This window comes from Chitinophagales bacterium, assembly GCA_041392475.1.
GTDB lineage: Bacteria > Bacteroidota > Bacteroidia > Chitinophagales > UBA2359 > JAUHXA01.
Map to the genome: position 1 here is coordinate 1,854,263 of JAWKLZ010000002.1, position 14,865 is coordinate 1,869,127.

Annotated in this window: 13 protein-coding genes; 2 read left to right on the forward strand and 11 right to left on the reverse strand. The window is 37.3% G+C overall.

Annotated elements, in window-relative coordinates:
- Window positions 1-16 precede the first annotated feature (16 nt).
- The 7 genes from R3E32_20790 to R3E32_20820 all read right to left on the reverse strand — a co-directional run bounded on the left by R3E32_20790 (window position 17) and on the right by R3E32_20820 (window position 8,340).
- Window positions 17-1,108: a DegT/DnrJ/EryC1/StrS family aminotransferase gene (locus R3E32_20790; protein ID MEZ4887181.1), complete on the reverse strand. Its 1,092-nt coding sequence runs from the start codon at window positions 1,106-1,108 to the stop codon at window positions 17-19.
- A 46-nt stretch (window positions 1,109-1,154) separates the two neighbouring features.
- The gene (locus R3E32_20795; GenBank protein MEZ4887182.1) at window positions 1,155-2,624 is read right to left on the reverse strand and encodes an MOP flippase family protein; all 1,470 of its coding nucleotides are present in this window, start codon (window positions 2,622-2,624) and stop codon (window positions 1,155-1,157) included.
- 101 nt (window positions 2,625-2,725) lie between these two features.
- Window positions 2,726-3,919 (reverse strand): glycosyltransferase family 4 protein, encoded by a 1,194-nt coding sequence (locus tag R3E32_20800; protein MEZ4887183.1) that lies wholly within the window; start codon window positions 3,917-3,919, stop codon window positions 2,726-2,728.
- A gap of 34 nt (window positions 3,920-3,953) precedes the next feature.
- Entirely contained in the window at window positions 3,954-5,114 is a 1,161-nt protein-coding gene (locus R3E32_20805) for a glycosyltransferase family 4 protein (protein MEZ4887184.1), read from the reverse strand.
- Window positions 5,092-6,042: a glycosyltransferase family 2 protein gene (locus R3E32_20810; GenBank protein MEZ4887185.1), complete on the reverse strand. Its 951-nt coding sequence runs from the start codon at window positions 6,040-6,042 to the stop codon at window positions 5,092-5,094. The genes R3E32_20805 and R3E32_20810 overlap by 23 nt, the downstream gene beginning before the upstream one ends.
- 11 nt (window positions 6,043-6,053) lie before the next feature.
- A complete protein-coding gene (locus R3E32_20815; GenBank protein ID MEZ4887186.1) occupies window positions 6,054-6,983 on the reverse strand; it encodes a glycosyltransferase family 2 protein in 930 nt (309 codons plus the stop codon).
- A 292-nt stretch (window positions 6,984-7,275) separates the two neighbouring features.
- Window positions 7,276-8,340 (reverse strand): NAD-dependent epimerase, encoded by a 1,065-nt coding sequence (locus R3E32_20820; GenBank protein ID MEZ4887187.1) that lies wholly within the window; start codon window positions 8,338-8,340, stop codon window positions 7,276-7,278.
- A 178-nt stretch (window positions 8,341-8,518) separates the two neighbouring features.
- Here R3E32_20820 and R3E32_20825 point away from each other — a divergent pair, with 178 nt between their 5' ends.
- Both R3E32_20825 and serC read left to right on the forward strand, forming a co-directional pair.
- Window positions 8,519-8,869, forward strand: a complete 351-nt coding sequence (locus R3E32_20825) for an RNA-binding protein (GenBank protein MEZ4887188.1) — start codon at window positions 8,519-8,521, stop codon at window positions 8,867-8,869.
- A 205-nt stretch (window positions 8,870-9,074) separates the two neighbouring features.
- The gene (gene serC / locus R3E32_20830; GenBank protein MEZ4887189.1) at window positions 9,075-10,142 is read left to right on the forward strand and encodes a 3-phosphoserine/phosphohydroxythreonine transaminase; all 1,068 of its coding nucleotides are present in this window, start codon (window positions 9,075-9,077) and stop codon (window positions 10,140-10,142) included.
- A gap of 251 nt (window positions 10,143-10,393) precedes the next feature.
- Here the strand turns inward: serC and ribH are convergent, their stop codons facing one another.
- The 4 genes from ribH to R3E32_20850 all read right to left on the reverse strand — a co-directional run bounded on the left by ribH (window position 10,394) and on the right by R3E32_20850 (window position 14,831).
- Window positions 10,394-11,032, reverse strand: coding sequence for a 6,7-dimethyl-8-ribityllumazine synthase (ribH, locus tag R3E32_20835; GenBank protein MEZ4887190.1), 639 nt, complete (start codon window positions 11,030-11,032; stop codon window positions 10,394-10,396).
- A gap of 125 nt (window positions 11,033-11,157) precedes the next feature.
- A complete protein-coding gene (locus R3E32_20840) occupies window positions 11,158-11,877 on the reverse strand; it encodes a tetratricopeptide repeat protein (GenBank protein ID MEZ4887191.1) in 720 nt (239 codons plus the stop codon).
- Between the two features lie 150 nt (window positions 11,878-12,027).
- Window positions 12,028-12,834, reverse strand: coding sequence for an MOSC domain-containing protein (locus R3E32_20845; GenBank protein MEZ4887192.1), 807 nt, complete (start codon window positions 12,832-12,834; stop codon window positions 12,028-12,030).
- Window positions 12,835-13,028: 194 nt separating this feature from the next.
- Complete coding sequence (locus R3E32_20850; GenBank protein MEZ4887193.1) at window positions 13,029-14,831, reverse strand: tetratricopeptide repeat protein; 1,803 nt, start codon at window positions 14,829-14,831, stop codon at window positions 13,029-13,031.
- Window positions 14,832-14,865: the final 34 nt, after the last annotated feature.

A 14,865-nucleotide genomic window follows, 5' to 3' on the forward strand; every position in this document is an offset into this window, starting at 1 on the left:
TAATAAATTTTATTCTTTACAATTCATATATTGAATGAAATTCTTTAATAATTTGACAAATTCTTTCAGCATCCTTCATTTCCAAGTCAGGATACAAAGGAAGGCACAATATACGTGGTGCAATAGATTCAGATACAGGACATGCCACTTGCTTCGACAAATAGGATAAGGTATTTAAAGAAGGATAAAAATAACGTCTGGGATTGATATTATTTCTAAGCAATTCCTTCATTATAGATACTAACTCCTCCTCAGACCCGAACAATATAGGATAGTAAGAATAATTGTAAATAGTTTTTTGGGGAATCTTAGGGCGTTCTAAGTGCGTATTTACAACCAATTGCTCATCATAATAATCACAAATTATTTTTCTCTTTTGAATTAGTTCGGGAACTTTTGGTAGATTACACAAACCCATTGCCGCATGAAATTCAGAATTTTTACCATTTACACCTATCGTATAATAATCATCTCGAATGTGTCCAAAGCTGCGGTACAAACTCATCTGCTTTGCAATTTCCTCATTATTGGTAACAACAGCACCTCCTTCTACAGTATGAAAAAGTTTGGTAGCATGGAAACTCAAGGTACTTATATCTCCATAATTCAACAAAGATTGATTTTTATACTCAACTCCAAAAGCGTGTGCTCCATCATATATAACTTTTAAATTGTATTTTTTGGCAATTACTTCAATCGCCTCGACATCACAAGGCAAACCATATACATGGGTAGCCAATATTGCAGAAGTATCCGAAGTAATGGCAGCTTCGATTTTTGAAGCATCAATACAATAGGTATCAGGGTCAATATCCACAAAAACAGGTTTGCAATTTTCCCATAGTATAGCAGTCGTAGTAGCAACATAAGAAAAGGGCGTTGTGATAACTTCCCCCTTCAACTGCAATGCTTTAATCGCAATTTGCAGAGCAATTGTACCATTGTTTAAAAACAATAAATGCTCAACTCCAAGAAAATTAGATAAGTTCTCCTCAAGCTCTATAACAAGTGGTCCATTATTGGTTAGCCAACAGTTATCCCAAATTTTTTCTAAATATTGGACATATTCTGATAATGGAGGCAAATATGATTGAGTAACATTAATCATTTCTGAGAAAATTTACGGATACAATTGATGTTGCAAGTTACTAATTTCATTTTTGAAAAGCTTTAGCATACGGGGCTATAAGTTCTAAAAAGTTATAGAAAGCCTTCAATTTAAAAATATATGCTAATAGACCATAGGAAAATACTCCAGCAAAAACATCAATAGCTAAAATAACTATTTTTTTTAGTTCATTAAATTGTGATAGTTGTAAATTTACGCACCAAACCAATGCTCCCATTATCAGAGCGGTAAATAGTATTGGAAATAAGTTGGTTAGTTGTTTTACTACACTAAGATTAATTATCCCCCCCCCATAATACATAACAACAGGTAGATTGACCAATGCTGCTGCCAATAAACCTAAAGCAACTCCTTCTATGCCCCAGTTTAGGCCAATGACAACGCCTCCAATCAAGGTAAAACGCTCAAACAAACCAACCTTGAATAATAGATTACTATAACCCAATCCTAAGAAAATACTTTTAAATAATTCATTGATGGATGACACCAAACCAATACAGGAAAATATTTTGAGTATCGGAATAATCGAAATCCATTTGGGACCCAATAATGACCTTACAAAAGTATCTGAGCACACAAACATACCAACCATTAAAGGAAAAGTTACAAGAGCTGTTATTCTGTTAAGTTTCAAAAAAATATTTCTGACTAAATTTCTATCCTCCTGAATTTTTGCAAAGGTTGGAAACAATACTTGCATAATAACCTGACCAATTCTATTAATTGGGTTCAACACTACAACATACGCTTGCCTATATAAACCTAAAGCACTTCCAGATAAATATTTGCCTATCAAAACTTTGTCAATATTTCCCGTCCAATATTTTAATGATTGACTACCAAATAAGTTGATACTAAAGCCCCAAATATCTCGAATAGACTGCCAATCAAATATCATTTTAGGTTTCCACTCACTTAGATACCACAATAAAACACATGAAATAATAGCCATTGTCAAGGTCTGAAACACCAAACTCCAAACACCATACCCCCAATAAGCTAACAAAACAGAACTGAAACCTGAAACAATTGTAGCCATTATTTCAACCTTTGCAATAGACTTAAAATCAATTGCCTTAATGAAAATAATTCGTTGTACAACATTCAGTGAATAGATAAGAAAATTAAATGAAAGTACAATTGTAATAAACTGTAATTCAGGCTCATTATAAAACGATGCCACATAAGAAGCCGAAAACGCCACGATGAAGGTAGTAATAAGTCCCAAGCCTGCGTTAAACCAAAAAACCGTAGATAGATCTTTTTCAGTAATCCCCTGTTTCTGAATAAGTGCTTGTCCAAAACCAAAACTCACTATTATCCGAGCAAATTCTATGATAATGTTTACCATTGCAATTAAACCAAAATCTTCTGGCTCAAGCAATCGTGCCAAGATTATACTAGTGATTATAGCAGAAGTAAACATCCCAAACTGATTTGCCCCACTCCAAAAGACACCTGAGATAGTCCTATTTCTCAATGTTTTACCATTCAATAGATTGTGATTTTAAGGGAAAAATGATAATTCAAGATGGAATATTTTAAGGTAAGGCAATCTCAATTTGGCTTTTACCAATTTAAGCATAGTTTTCACCTCTATTTTGCCTTCAATTTGGAAGAAGATTCAATAAATCCCAGTATATTCTCAGCTCTTTTTTCCCAACTATACAATTGTGCTTGAGAATAATTATTATTTATTAGTTGCTGTCTCAAAGTTTCATCCTCCAAAAGTTGATCTATCTTCTTAGCGAGATCTTTTTCATTTTCAGGCTCAAAAAACAGACAATTTTCTCCGTTTTTTAACAATTGACGCATTGAATACAAATTTGAGGCAATGATTGGCAAGCCCATCGCCATGTATTCATAAGTCTTCAACGGAGAAGTATATTTTTTACCTTCACCCATTTCGTTATTTGGAATAGTAGCTATAGTCACATTATTCAAGACACCAATCAATTCTTTTTGTGGTAAAAAACCTTCAATCAAAATTTCGTTCTTAAGCCCTTCTTTTTGTATCAGTTCTTCAATCACTTTTCTATCTTCTCCTATTCCTCCTACTAATAAAAACTTAACATTGGAGGACTTCAAAAACTTATAGGATTTCACAAGCGTATCTACTCCTTTCCAATCTCCAAAAGTACCCGTATAGGCAACAATTTTATAGCCTCGAAGACTTGGATATTTTTCCAAAAACCCTTCTGCTTCAGTGTCTTTCTGTAAACTAAAATTATGGATATTCACAGCATTGGGCTGCACAAACATTTTACTTTCATCTATATTGAAAACATGAATTAAGTCTTCTTTTGAGCCATTGGTAGTTGGAATGAAAATATCCGCCATCGCAATTCCAGCCTTTTCTTGTTGAATATTGATTTTAGGCGAGACAACATGAAGTATATTATGAGGTTCATAGACCACTTTTTGCTTGGGTCTCATAAATTTCGGAATCATAGATAAAAAATACACAAAAGAAAAATCTCTCGTATAGATGATATCATACCTATGTAGTCGGATGTATAGAAGGGCAAAAAGGCAGTAAAACCCTCTGGCTAATTTTTCTAAAAAAAGCGTGCTGGTAACCAATTGTACAGGAATCCGAACCAAATGAAAATTGGGCTGTAAGAAATAGAATTCAAATATCTCCTGAAATTTCTTTTTAGAACCCCAATGCGAAAAATAGGTAATCTCTGCATGTTGGGCAAAAGCATTCACCATATTTAGTGTTTGATTGGCATCAGCAGGAACCCTACTACCTATTAATTTTGTTAAATATAAATATGCAATTTTCATTCATTTATTTTTACTCCAAAAAAACTGAATATAGTTAGTTGTTCTTTTGCAAAAGGTTTTTTAGTGCTTGATTGTATAAAGCAACAATATTATCCCACTTATACTCTTTCCGAAAGCCATTCACCTTCTCTTGATTCGGCAAATGCCCCTTCAAAAACTTATTTTTGTAATAGTCTTCGAGTCGTTCTGCCAGCCCCTCTACGTCACCATAATCAAAAAATCCTCCATTCTCTCCTTCCACCACCACATCAGGATTTCCACTTACAGGAGTTGTCAGCACATACAATCCAGCAGACAAAGACTCCAGAGCTGCAATACTCATCCCTTCAAACAAAGAAGAAATCACCTGTAAATTTGCAGATTGATACTCTTCCAATATTTCCGTTTTACTGACCCATCCTTTCATTTTCACCCATTTGTCAAGGTCGTTTTGCTGAATAAAAGCCTCCATTTTTTTCCTAAGCGGCCCATCTCCCAATATGTGTACGGTAAATTCAATTCCCTTAGCACTAAATATTTTTATGGCCTTCAAAAAAGTAAATGGATCTTTTTGGTCCACCAATCTACCTACCCAAACTATTTTAAACTTTTTGGACTTAATGGCATAATTGGGTTGAAAATAGTCGCTATTGCAGCCATTGGGTACTCTATAATTTTTAGAAGCTAATTTTTCGCCAATAAACTTATCCGACCGATCTTTCATTTCTTGGGATTGAACAAAAAATGTAGTGGCATTTTTGAGGATTTGCTTCAACCAAAAATAGGTCAATGCGTGAAACTTTAGCATTTGCTTAGGGAAGGCAAAAGGAACATCATGTCCATGAGAAACAACGGTATAGGGGATGTTAAATTTTCGCTTTAAGTACCAACTCACATTCCCCGCAGGTAGCAGATAATGGGCTATAGAAACATCAAAAGAATGTTCTTGGCAATATTGTTTCAAAAAAGACATCGCCTTAAACATCCACGACAACATTTCTACAGGATTCGATTCATATACTACTTTTCGTTTTGACTTCAATTTAATCACCGTCAAATTCTCTGTTTCCAATCTTTCTGCTTCTCCTTCAATCCATGCTGTCACTACGGTCACTTTATGCCCAAGTTTTGCCAAACCTTCTGCTTGATAGCGGCTAATCACTCCCGCACCTCCTCCCAATGGAGGATATTCATTATTCAATATGAGAATATTCATCAATATTTACCTTTTCATGAACAATATAAAGCGGACGATTTCGCACTTCATCATAAATCCTGCCGACATATTCCCCTAATATCCAGAGTAATATAAAAAAAGCACCCATAAACATAAACAAAATAACTACCAAAAATTTGTACAAGTGATAATAGACATCATTGATAAGAGCATCAAATATCATATAAGTCAAAAACCCGCACCCCATCAAAATAGTGATGATTCCCAACACAAAACCTATCTTCAAAGGCAAAAAAGAAAACCCCATCAAGCCACTCATTCCCAATTGAACCAGTTTGGTAAGGGTATAACCCGATTCTCCTTCCTCTCGGTCAGGGCGGTAATAGTCGACATAGGCATGTTTGAAGCCCGTCCAAGCTACCATGCCTCTAAAATAGGGAGATTTACCCCGCATTTTGTTGAGTTCTCGTTGTACTTTCATGTCCACCAATCGGAAATCTCCCACATTTCGGGGAATACTCACTTCCGAGAATTTGTCCAACAGACTGTAGTAAAACTTTGAAGCATATCGTTTTATAAAGTTATCCTTTCGATAGTTCAACCGTCTTGCATACACAATCGCAAAACCTTGTTTCCATTTGTCAATCATTTCTGCCACCACTTCAGGAGGGTCTTGTAGGTCGCAATCCATCGAAATAATCGCTTCTCCACCGGCATAACTTAGTCCAGCACCCAAAGCTGCCTGATGTCCAAAATTTCGACTGAGATTGATACATTTCACTCGTGCATCCAACTTTGAATGATTCAGCAATACATCCCATGTTCCATCTCGACTACCATCATTGACGAAAATGAGTTCCCAATTTTGATCATTGAGGGAATCCATCAATGACAGCACTTTCTGATAAAGCATCGGAATGTTTTTTTCCTCATTATAGGCAGGTACCACAAAAGAATACTTTATCATTGTAAATAAACTTATTTAATAGTTATATTTTTTATACTATAATAGCTATTCTTATTATCCTTGTAATAGTTCTTTACCATAATATCCGCCAAAATTCCTCCAACAAACATGTTCAAACCACTCAAAAATAATAAAATGGTCAGAATAGGCCAAGAAGTATCAGATATGTCCTGTCCTTTGAAAAACAAGACTGTAGTAACTCCCATACAGACAATACTCATTAACAAAAGAATGAGGCCAATCCCTCCCAGTAAGTGAAGTGGCCGCATAGCATATTTATTCCAAAACCAAACGGCAATCATGTCAATAAACCCTTTGACAGTGCGCCGCCAATTGTATTTGGTCACACCTGCTGTTCTTGCACGATGGTTTACCACTACTTCTCCTATTTTGAAGCCTTTTATCTTCAACAATGCTGGGATGAAACGGTGCATTTCTCCATACAATGAAACCCCTTCAAAACATTCTCTCTTATAAATTTTTAAAGAACAACCGCTATCGTGAATTCCATCATTGATCAACACTTTCCGCAAAAAATTGGCTCCTCTCGACACAAATCGCTTCATGAATGTATCTTTTCGGTTTTTTCGCCAACCAGAAACCACATCTAACTCATTCATTATGATATAGTCAATCAATTTTGGAATATCCGTAGGATCGTTTTGTCTATCCCCATCCATGGTAATGACATAATCATATTGAGCTGCCTTAATTCCGGCATCCATTGCAGCTGTTTGTCCGAAATTCTTTCGGAATTCAATGATTTTTAGAGGAGCGAGTGTTTTAGCAATTTTTACTGTGTCGTCATTAGAGCCATCATCTACTAAAATAATTTCATAAGTATAGTTATTATTTTCGCATACTGCTACAATTTCTTCATGCAATGCTGCAACATTGCCTTCTTCATTGTAAAGTGGTATGACTATCGATAGTTGGTGCATAGATTAAATAAGTTTTTTTGTACATTGAGGTGTTGCCCTTTCCCATGAGTTTTTTAAATTCTGATTCTGTAGTAATAGTCAGATCCATTAACTTATGAGGAGCTTCGTTTGGTTTTGAAGTACCGAATTGTAGATTTTTTATTGAATCTAAGTATATCTTGATTTTTGCAATAGCATAGATAAGGTGAGGGAGGATAAAAAGTCGTTTTTTCGGTTTGAAGAACTTCTTGTACCAAATCAATGCTTTTTCACCATCAAACCTATTTACTACTATTTATCTATTTCATAAGCATTAGACAAATTCAGCCAACTTATAATATTCTTTATACCAATCAATAAATTTCCCAATCCCATAATCTACAGATGTTTTAGGTAGATAGTCTAAATCTCTGATTAAATCATTTACATCTGCCCAGTTCATGGGAACATCTCCTGGCTGCATTTCCATAAAATTCTTTTTTGCGTCCATTCCCAAAGCTTTTTCAATAGCCTTGATAAAATCCATTAATAACACAGGATCACTATTTCCAATATTGTAAATTTTATAAGGAGATTTAGCCGTACTTGGGTCAGGATTCATTGCAGACCAATCGGGATTTCCTTTTGGAGGATTGTCTATCACCCGCATGACTCCTTCTACAATATCGTCAATATAGGTGAAATCACGCTGCATATTGCCATGGTTGAAAATATTGATAGGTTTGTCTTCCAAAATAGCTTTTGTAAACAAGAACAAAGCCATGTCGGGTCTTCCCCAAGGACCATACACCGTAAAGAATCGGAGTCCAGTCGTTGGAAGGTTGAACAAATGGCTATAAGAATGAGCCATCAATTCATTGGATTTTTTGGTTGCAGCATACAGGCTGATGGGATGGTCAATATTGTCGGAAGTAGAAAAAGGCATTTTTTCATTCAGTCCATAAACACTTGAACTACTTGCATATACAAAGTGTTTTATTTTTTGATGACGACAGCCTTCCAATACATTCACAAAGCCAACAATGTTGCTATCTATATAGGCATGGGGATTCTCCAAACTGTATCTAACCCCTGCTTGGGCAGCCAAATGGCAAACTTTATCAAACTGTTGTTCTTCAAAAAGTTGTGCAACATTTTCTTTGTCTTCCAGTTGGAGTTGGATGAACTGATAATTGGGGTGTATTTCACTTTGCACTAAGCGGTTATACGCAATAGCTTCACGGGTTATTCCCGTTTCTGCCAACCGATTATATTTCAAATTAACATCGTAATAATCGTTAATGCTGTCTAAACCAATCACTTCGTCTCCACGGTCAATCAATTGTTTTGCCAAATGAAAACCGATGAAGCCTGCTGTGCCTGTTACCAAAATTCGCATGAGAGTCACTTTAGTTAAAATAGAACTGCAAGGCAGATGCAAAGCTAACAGATTGCAGCCTAATTTGAAGGATAAATAGTGATTTTTTGAAGTCTTGCAACTAAAAAACTTGCTGCAAGCTAAAATATAGGCTATTTTTGTGACAGTTTTTTATCATTTTTTCAATTTATTTTTCCTTATGAACATTTATGTCGGTAATCTTGATTACCAAATTACTGAGGATGATTTGCGCGATATATTTGAAGAGTACGGCGCAGTTACATCCGTAAAACTCGTGATAGATAGAGAAACGAATCGGTCAAAAGGTTTTGGCTTTGTTGAAATGCAAAATCAAGAAGAAGGACAAAAAGCAATTGACGAGCTCGAAGGCGCAGAGTTGGAAGGTCGAACCATGCGTGTGAACATTGCCCGTGAACGAACGGAAAAAAGAGGCGGCGGCGGACGTGGCGGCAATAGAAGGGGGGGTAATAGAGGTGGCTACCGTTCTGAAAACAAATCTGACAACAGCGACAACAACAATCGTTGGTAACTTTCCTTAGTAATGGCTCAAAATTAATTCTCCGATTTAAAATTCCAAACCATCTGATTAAGAAGTGGTTTTCATTTTAATTCTTATTTTAATTTTCATTCATTGCTTACCTTTCTTTCAGAACCTTTCGGCGATGCTGTGCTTTCTGTATAGCATCGCTTTTTGTTTTTTCTCCATTACTAAAATGATTACACAAACATCTTTCATGAAAAAATACAACTTTAGTTCTGGCCCTGCGGTATTGCCTCAATCTCTGTTTGAACAAGCTGCAAAGGCAACATTAGACTATCAAGATTCTGGTTTATCCATTCTTGAGATTTCTCATCGCAGTGATGCTTTTGTTGAAATCCTTGAAGGATCGCAACGTTTGGTTATAGAGCTTTTGGATTTAGACGACGATTTTGAAGTATTGTTTCTATCAGGTGGAGCTAGTATGCAGTTTTGCCAAGTTCCTTTCAATTTGTTGCCTTCAAATGGCTTGGCGGCTTACTTAGATACAGGCACTTGGTCGGAAAATGCAATCAAAGAAGCGAAATTGTTCGGAAATATCGAAGTTGTAGCCTCTTCTAAGTCAAGCACCTTCAACCATATTCCCAAAAGCTATACTATCCCTAATCAAGCGGATTATTTTCACATTACCACCAACAATACCATTTACGGCACCCAAATTCACGAGATTCCTAAGAGTGAAGTACCCATTGTAGCGGATATGTCGTCCGATATTTTCTCCAAACAAATAGACATGAATCAATTTGGGTTGGTGTATGCAGGAGCGCAAAAAAACTTAGGTCCAGCAGGTACGACTTTGATAATTGTCCGCAAAAGCTTATTGGGAAAAACCAATAGAGCCATTCCAAGTATGTTGGATTATCAAGTGCACATCGCCAAAAATTCGTCCTTCAATACGCCGCCTGTTTTCCCGATTTACTGCTGCTATTTAGGACTGCAATGGATCAAAGAGAAAGGAATAGCACAAATAGAAAAAGACAACCGATTGAAGGCAAGGTTGATGTATGACGAAATTGACCGCAACTCTCTTTTTGAAGGACATTCGGTGGTAGAAGACCGTTCGATGATGAACGCTACTTTTGTCCTCAAAAACGCTGAATTGGAGTCCTCTTTTTTGGATATGGCAACTCAAGCCAATTGTCTGACAATTCAAGGGCATCGCTCGGTTGGCGGATTTAGAGCCTCTATTTACAATACTATGCCGATTGAAGGAGTGCAAACTTTGGTATCGGTGATGCAAGAGATGGAACGCAAGTTTGGATAGCAGACACCTCAATTTGCTGTTTTGAAGCAGTTCAAAATTTTATTCAACTACAACAGCATCTCACGGTGGATTACCAATAAAATAAAATTCTGGTGTGGACTTTTGAAGTTTTCCTTTTAAAAAGTAAGTACTTATTTCATAGTTTTTCAATTCTTTAGCTCTAAACTTCAAAAGTCTCATTCCACTAACTAAAATCTTCGATGAACCGTCTTTTCCTCTGACCAAGTAAAATTGTCATAGGATTCATTTTTTTAAAAAGGCAAAGGGGTGCTATCGTTATCATCGCTATTTGCAGTATGTTCATCTTCATATTCCTTGCTCATTTCCTCATTGATTTCCCAAAGTCTTTTTTCCCATGCCTCTTTTGAATCATGGTGTATTTTGCGCCTCAAAGCCGCCATTTTGATAGCTGCAATGGCAGTTTCTACACCTTTGTTACCGTGTTTTCCACCAGCCCTATCTTTGGCTTGTTGATGTGTTTGAGGAGTAAGTACGCCAAAAATTACGGGGCAATCAGCATTGCTACCCTCATCGTGTTCACGAAGGTTGAGCTGCATAATTCCCTGTGCAACTGCTTGATTGATGTATTCATCGTGACGGGTTTCGCCTGTAATCACACAACCCAAACAAATAATCGCCTGAACACCAGGATATTGAACCTCTTGCATCAAACGGGCAGCGTAAGGTAACTCATACGTACCAGGAACATGATGCACTTCAATGTCTTCGGCAAGCACTCCGTGTTCCAATAGCGCATTTTGAGCACCTTCGAGTAGAGCAAAGGTAATATCGGTGTGATAATCAGTGACTATAATGCCAAAACGATACCCTTTTGCATTCGGGACAGCATTGTAGTCATATTCGGAAAGACCTTTGAGTTCACTTGCCATAATAGGAGGGAATTAATTCTTTAACTACGCAGAAATACAAAAAAATAGGAAATAAATAGAAGTGCAGCCAAGTAATTACTCGCCATTATTTCTACTTATTTCCTATCACTTATTTTAGAATGGAATTACATCTTCGCATCTACGCGAGCGATGTATTTGTCAATGCTTTGACCTACTAATGAAGTCGGATATTCTTTTTTGATAACTTCGTAAGCAGCTTTTGCTCCACTATTGTCGCCTTCATGTTCCATTGCTTGACCTGCACGCAACCAATAAGTAGTAGCCGTAAATTCATTGTCGCTATTAGCAGCCGCTTTTTTGTAGTAACTGATAGCATTGGACATATCGCCCAATTCAGAATAGGCATCACCCAATGCTCCCAAAGCCATGGTACTAACAACCTCATCATCACCGTCAAATTTTTTGAGGTAAGTAACAGCATTGTTGAAGTCGCCCAAGTTCAAGTAACTGATACCAGCATAGTAGTTTGCCAAATTTGTAGCATCTGTCATGCCACTATATTTGTCAATGATATCGAGGAATCCAAGAGAATTACCATCTCCATTCAATGCCAACTGAAACGAATCTTGCTTAAAATAACGCTCCGCAACATACATTTCTGACTGAGCTTCTTGTTCTTGACCTGGTAAATAAAGATTGTTAAATGCTAAGAAGGCCAAAATCAATAACGCAATACCTGCCACAATACCCAATACGATTTTGCTATTGTCTTCAATAAACTTTTCAGCTTTACCATACGTTTCCTGCAATTGTATTTCCTGCTCAAGTATGTCTCCTTTAAGTTGGGTATCTTTTACTTTTTTTCCCTTGTTGTACGTTGCCATCTTTTTATTCTAAAACGTTTAATGTAAAAAGGTGAAGATTGAAGCCTCAAAAAATCGGCTCTCTTTTTTTGGAGGGCAAAGATAGTGAATTTACAAATTTTGTTCACTATATCTTTTTTTATTCTTACTTTTCTAGGGAAATTCCTTAGTTTAAGACCCCAAAACTTCTACTTCGTCCCCTATTTTCACTTCAAAGTGCTGTTTTCCCTTCAATTTGAAATACCGCCCAAACAAAATTCTTTGCCCTTCTTTTCGGTAAGTTGCCAAAGTACGCAAAGGTTCTTTTCCGACCTCTGCGGTTTCTTGGTTAGTTGTTATCACTTGACAGCGACCGCAATTCTTAATGGCCTCAAATTCAGCTTCTCCAATTTTGAAGGTCTGCCAATTGTCTTCAATATGTGGACTTCCCCCTTCAAAAATAACATTGGCTCGAAACCGATTGATAGGAATTTTTTGCTCCAACTGACCATTGAGATAATCCAAAGCCGTCTGGCTCAAAAACAAATAAGGTGCTGCATCGGGAAAGTTAATTTCCGCATCAGGATGATTATGAACCACTCTACGTTCCCCATCGGGAATGAATACCAAATATACCTCAAAACCCATCAATTTTGAAAACCAATCATTGATTTCCTCACTTTCGACCACCGCATTGACCACATCATCCCAAATAACGACTTTCATTCGTCGGTCTTTGGCATCGGCAGAACGTGCGGGTACAAACAAATCCTTATCCGAGTTTTTGTGAGAAACCACAATACCATTTTGGGCAAGAGCAGTTTTGAAAAACACCAAACTGGGCATATTTCTTTGGGTGATAAACTGACCATTGGAGTCCGTCAACAGCCATCGTCGGTCGTATTCCAAACCTTTAGGAGTCAACTTAGAAGTTTGCAGGCTAATGCCTCCAAGTGATTTAATGGGATAAACATACAGTTCAGTTATTTTGAAAGTCATTTCGTGATGTTTAAAATTTTAGCAATTTTTGAGTATTGAATTGTGACTATTTTTCAAAACTATTAGTCCTTTTGGGGTGATAAAATACTATTTTTAAAAGTAGAATAACCGCTTGATTATAAACTCCATTCTTAGCAAAATATCGTCATAAGCTACCATGTAATTACATAGTTTTCAACGTCCACCGTCCAGCTTCAATTCGGCACTACAAAACCCAATGCCTTTGCCCTTTGCATATCCTGTTGGGCTTGTCCATCCTTTCCCAAGGCAGCATTTGCCTTTCCACGATTGAAGAAATATTCACCAACTGTAGGTTTGAGTTTTATCGCCTTATTGAAGTCCGTCAATGCTTTGTCAAAATTTTGAAGCTGCAGATAAGAAATGCCTCGCCAATTGTAGGCCCTATCATCCTCCGTTTTTTTCTTCAAATACTGCGTATAATCTTTTACCGCCGCCGCATGATTGTTGGAAATGCTGTACAAAATAGCCCGATTGAGGTAAGCCTGATAATACGAAGGATCTACTTCAATCAACAAATTGACATCATTAAAGCCCCTTTCTATGTCCTGCAATTCAAAGTAAACTCCCGCCCTTTCGTTCAAAGCATGGGGATCATTGGGATGGTACTTCAATGCCTCATTGAAGTATTGAAGTGCTTTGTCTATCAATTGCCTATTTGTTCGACTTTTTTTGTACTCCTCAATATAATAAACGCCCATATTGACCAATCCCTTTTCACCCTTTGGTTTTTGCTGCACCTGATAGCCCCAAAGTGTTTCCCCACTTTTCCAGACTTTTAGGTGCTGAAAACTATACACTCCCAACAGCAACAGCCATACCCCCAACACACCATTGATAATTTGTTTGTGAGAAGGATAACAACTGATCCACCGTTTCCACCAATACGCCAATATCAAACCCAAACCAATGTAAGGCATGTAGGTATATCGCTCTGCAACAACTGCTCCTCCAATTGTCACCAACTGCAAAACCAACAACAAGTTGAGCAAATAAAACGCCATGCCAAATACCATCACCTTGCTCCGCCTCCACACCACAAAAATCGTGGCCCATATACCGAGCAGCACCAAAGGAGAAAGCCAATAAACAATGGGCAGCCCCATATTGGGAGTAGGATGTGCATAAAAAGGCAGCAAAGGATAGGGAACAAAAAACTTGAGGAGGTAAAAATTGAAGCCATAAGCTGCAAAAAGAATGCGTTCTATGAAACTGTATTGTGAGATAGAAGCAACAGCATCCAAGTTGTTTTGAATCTTTACGGTATAAAGTCCGATGCCAAAAGCCAAGATCAAAAAAGGAAGTTTTTCTACCAACAACTTCACCGACCATCTGCGCTTGTACCAAAAATCAAAGGCAAACAACACTATCGGAAAAATGACCGCAGCGGGTTTTGACAACAAGGACAAAACGAACAAAACCAAAGTAGCTACATAAAAACCCATTTGTCGGGTCTTGATATAGCGGATATAGGTCAGCAGTGCGGGCAGAAAAAATAGGGTGTAAAGCAAGTCTTTGCGCTCCGAAACCCATGCTACGGATTCAATGTGCATCGGGTGAATCCCAAACAGTAGGGCTGCAATGAAAGCAATGAAGACATTTCGTTTGGTCAGTGTGTATAATAGCCAAAAAACCAGCAAAGTATTTAGTAGGTGTAGCAGTAGATTGGTGAAATGATACCCAAATGGTTCAAATCCCGAAACCGCATAATTGGCTGCCAATGAAAGCATGGTCAAAGGATGGTAATTGTGCGCCATGGGTTCGGTAAGCATGGTAGCGACATCCATATTGATGAGATGTTCGTTTTCATAGACGTAGGTGTTGTCGTCCCAGGTCACAAAACCATTTTGCAGCGATGGCAAATACACCAAAAAAGTAATGAGTAACAAAATACCCACCGCCCATTTTCTTTCTTTAGAATGTTGGGCAATGGTTTTCTTTTTGGATGGTATATTGTGTGATTTTTTGGAGTTTTTCATAAAAGAAAAAGCTGTCATTTGAAGCTTAAAAGTA